The following is a 3,900-nucleotide window of genomic DNA, read 5'->3' as shown; positions in this document are numbered from 1 at the left end:
TCAAGAACTCCTCTCGCCGCGTAGGCTTGCGGTACTGCTCGTAGCCCGATTGGTCTGCTGCCATGGCAAGGGTCTGTTGTTTCATCGTCATGTAACGCTTCACGCTCGGTTGCCGTGGACCTTAATCAGCGTAGCCCTAACTCCATACGCGGCGGCGGCAATCGCAAAGTTTTGGAGACCATCGCCCATTCATCAAGGATCTACGAGGCGTGGAGTGATGAATCGTGGGTGAACGAAGGCGCAGCGGTGCGCGTCTCGCTCGTGTGCTTCGGCCATAGAAGCGACGCACGCCTTGATGGCGCCTTGGTTCCGGGAATTCATGCTGATTTGACTCCTGAATCTGAGAATTCCGACAGCATCGATCTAACCCTGGCCCGAGTGTTAACCGAGAACGCTGGGTTTGTATTTGAAGGCTTGCGCAAGGATGGCGACTTGGATGTGGATGGTCAAACTGCACGACGCTGGATGCGCGCTCCCAATCCGCATGGGCGATCTAACGCTGAAATCTTGCGGCCTCTGATTAACGGAATCGACATCACACGCAGGCGGCGCGATGGGTGGGTGATTGATTTTGGCGCGTCTATGTCGGCTCAAGACGCTGCGCTTTATGAACAGCCATTTGCGCATGTGCTGCAGTTTGTGAAGCCGGTACGTGAAAAAAACAATGATCGGATTCGCCGTACTTTTTGGTGGAGGTTTGGTCGCAACGGCGAGCAGTTTCGCGCCGCGATTCAGAAAGTTCCGCGTTACATCAATACCCCGCGGGTTGCAAAACATCGCTTGTTCGTATGGCAACCAGCCGCCAATCTACCCGACACCGCCACTGTTGCGATCACCATTTCTGACGACACCACCTTCGGCATCCTGCACAGCCGCTTCCACGAACTCTGGTCGCTCCGGATGTGCACCTGGCTGGGCGTCGGCAACGACCCGCGCTACACCCCCACCACCTGCTTCGAAACCTTCCCCTTTCCGGCAGGCCTGAGCCCCGCCGACACCGCGCACCAGCAAACCGAAACACTGCCCGGCGGCGAAGTCATCCCGGCCAACATGCCGACAAGCCCGGTGCGAACGGCCGCCGAAAAAATCGCCCGCGCCGCCAAACGCCTCAACGACCTGCGCGAAAACTGGTTGAATCCGCCCGAGTGGACGCAGCGCGTGCCCGAGGTGATTCCGCTGGGCATGAGCACCTCGCCCTACCCGGACCGCATCGTGCCGAAAAACGGCTTTGAGAAAGACCTGGCCGAGCGCACCCTGACCAAGCTCTACAACCAGCGTCCGGCCTGGCTGGCCGCCGCGCACCACGACCTGGATGCCGCCGTCGCCAGCGCCTACGGCTGGGCCGACTACAGCGCCGACCTGCCCGACGAAGAAATCTTGAAGCGCCTGCTGGCGCTGAATCTGGCGCGGGCTGGAACTGAGTAGCTCAGTTTGCGTGATCGTGGCGATTGACTGTTTGTAAACCATGGATTACAGTAAATGCTTGAAATTATTCAAAGTGAAACTTTCCAGCGTTGGCGGTCGGCGCTTAAAGACCGCTTGGCTGCGGCCCGTGTCAATGCCCGCATCCGCCGTCTGGCAGAGGGCAACCCCGGTGACGTGAAGCCGGTGCGCGACGGCGTGAGCGAGCTACGGATTGACCACGGCCCAGGCTACCGTGTGTATTTTGTGCGGCGCGGCCCGCTGGTGATCGTGCTTCTGGCGGGCGGCGACAAGCGAACCCAGGATGCTGACATCGAGCGCGCCATCGCAATTGCAAAAGAATGGAAGGACTGAATCATGTCTGGCAAACAAGCTGCCGAAAAATTCACTCGCTGGGACCCCGTGGACGACCTCAAGACCGAGGAAGACGTCATGCTGTATTTTCAGGCCTGCGTTGAGGAAGACCCCGGCGACGGCAGTCTCGTTCGTGCGGCGCTGGGTGACATTGCCCGCGCGCGCGGCATGAGCCAGCTGGCGCGGGACACGGGCCTGGCGCGTGAGGGGCTGTACAAGGCACTGTCGCCCGATGGCAACCCGGAGTTCGCCACGGTCATGAAGGTCATCAAGGCGCTGGGCTTGAAGCTGGGCGTGCACTCGGCGCAGGTTGAAGGGTGACACCATGAAACCATCCACATCACTGAAACTAAAGCGAAATGCGGTACGCGAGGCAGCAGCCCGCTTTCGCACGGCCAATCCGCGTGTGTTCGGTTCAGTGGCGCATGGCAATGATGCAGAGGGAAGCGACATTGACCTGCTGGTTGATCCGCTACCGGGCACCACGCTGTTTGATCTCGGTGGACTTCAGGTTGAGCTGGAGGCATTGCTGGGTGTTCTGGTAGATCTCTTGACGCCGGGCGACCTGCCAGCCAAGTTCAGGGCGCAGGTGCTGGCCGAGGCCCGTCCGGTACGAGCCCGGGCCGTGTGCCCGACTAGCTTGACCACATGCTTGAAGTCGCTGTTCGTCGTAAGGTTTGGCCGCCCGGCGCGACTTACCTGAATGACTCTTGCAACGCGTCGCGCCCGCGTTCGCGCCTTCAATTTGTGTAAACCGCTTGCTGCGCTGTGCCTGCTGGGCGCAGCCAGCGTCAGTTGGGGCCAGGGCCTTGCTGCCGAAGCCGCCGCGCCGCAGTGCGGCGTGGTGACTGCCGCGGTTTCCATCAACCCCCCGCCTGAAGCCGCCGCGCAGCGCATTCCCGACAGCCAGGTAGTGGCCGGTAGCCGCGACATTGCCTGGGCCTGGCTGGGCTCGCCGACCTCGTATTACCCGCACGCGGCGCTGGGCTCCGGCGTGCATGCGGGCAGCCTGCATGTGCGGCTGGCTGCGGGCGACGGCACGCAAGAGCTGGTGTATCACCTGCCGCCGCACCGGGTGTTTGAAGACCGGCTGCCGCGCCTGATGGACCTCGATGGCGATGGCCGCGACGAGATCTTGCTGGTCGAATCCGACGCCCATAGCGGGGCGGCGCTGGTGGTGCTGGGGGTGCGGGAGGTATGGCGCGTACAGCGCGAAGCGGGCGCCCCGGTGCTGGCGCTGCAGGAGATCGCGCGCGGCCCGCAGGCTGGCGCGGCCATGCGCTGGCTCAACCCGGCGGGGGTGGCCGACTTTGACGGCGACGGCCGGCTCGACGTGGCCAGCGTGACCACGCCGCACGTCGGCGGGGTGCTGACGCTGCACCACTTTCGCCCGCCGCAGCTGCTGCCTTATGCGACGCTGAGCAATGTGTCTAACCACCGCTATGGCGAGATCGAGCAGCAGCTGGCGGCCGTGCTGACCCCGCCGGGCCAGCGGCCCACTGTGCTGGTGCCGGACCAGACCCATAGCGCCCTGCGCAGCCTGCGCTGGGAAGCGCCCGGCCAATGGGCTGACGCCGCGCCGCTGCTGCGGCTGAGCAGCCGCGTGACGCGCCTGACACCGCTGGCCGGCTTGCCCGATGCGGCCCCTGGCGCCTGCGCGCAGTTGGCCGACGGCACCTGGCTGCGCTTGACGCTGGCGCCTTGAGGGTCGCCTTGGGGTTCTGGTGTGCTACTTATTTGATAGCTGCCTGAGCGCGTTTTGATTGGGCTGGAGGCCTGTTTGGCAGGTGAAACTACCAAAACGACCGGTTTGCAGCGGATAAAGGCGGTTCAGGGCAGACTCAAGAGCCCGCTTCAATCAGCGCCGCGATCTGGTCCCGGCCCAGGCGCCGGGCGTGCTGCAGGGCGGTCAGGCCGTCGCGGTCTGTCAGGGCCGGGTTGGCGCCCAGCGCCAGCAGCCGCTGCACCATGGCGGCGTGGCCATTGATGACGGCCAGCATCAAGGCCGTCTTGCCGCTGTCGTCGGGGGCATTGAGCGGCGCGCCTTGCGCCAGCAGGCGCTGAAGCTGCGCCAGGTTGCCGCTGCGTGCGGCCGCATGCAGCGCCGCCACCCCATCCTGGGCC

5 protein-coding genes and 1 pseudogene are annotated in these 3,900 nt (G+C 63.9%); 5 read left to right on the top strand and 1 reads right to left on the bottom strand.

Annotation, left to right across the window (positions count from 1 at the left end):
* Nucleotides 1–114 precede the first annotated feature (114 nt).
* From RMO23_RS11495 to RMO23_RS11475, 5 genes and pseudogenes are all read left to right on the top strand, one after another.
* Nucleotides 115–1,425, top strand: a complete 1,311-nt coding sequence (locus RMO23_RS11495; RefSeq protein WP_309681576.1) for an adenine methyltransferase — start codon at nt 115–117, stop codon at nt 1,423–1,425.
* 54 nt (nt 1,426–1,479) lie between these two features.
* On the top strand, nt 1,480–1,776 hold the full coding sequence (locus tag RMO23_RS11490) for a type II toxin-antitoxin system RelE/ParE family toxin (RefSeq protein ID WP_309681574.1): 297 nt from the start codon (nt 1,480–1,482) through the stop codon (nt 1,774–1,776).
* Nucleotides 1,777–1,779: 3 nt separating this feature from the next.
* Nucleotides 1,780–2,097 (top strand): addiction module antidote protein, encoded by a 318-nt coding sequence (locus RMO23_RS11485; RefSeq protein WP_309681572.1) that lies wholly within the window; start codon nt 1,780–1,782, stop codon nt 2,095–2,097.
* Between the two features lie 4 nt (nt 2,098–2,101).
* Nucleotides 2,102–2,389: pseudogene (locus RMO23_RS11480) on the top strand (nucleotidyltransferase family protein); the annotation flags it as partial.
* Between the two features lie 132 nt (nt 2,390–2,521).
* A complete protein-coding gene (locus RMO23_RS11475; protein WP_309681570.1) occupies nt 2,522–3,481 on the top strand; it encodes a VCBS repeat-containing protein in 960 nt (319 codons plus the stop codon).
* A gap of 136 nt (nt 3,482–3,617) precedes the next feature.
* Here the strand turns inward: RMO23_RS11475 and RMO23_RS11470 are convergent.
* Nucleotides 3,618–3,900: ankyrin repeat domain-containing protein (locus tag RMO23_RS11470; RefSeq protein WP_309681567.1), on the bottom strand; the 283-nt coding region annotated here is incomplete at its 5' end.

The organism is Polaromonas sp., from assembly GCF_031411155.1.
Taxonomy (GTDB): Bacteria; Pseudomonadota; Gammaproteobacteria; order Burkholderiales; family Burkholderiaceae_C; genus Polaromonas.
The sequence above is the reverse complement of the archived record's forward strand: the minus strand, read 5'-3'. Positions and strand labels throughout refer to the sequence as shown.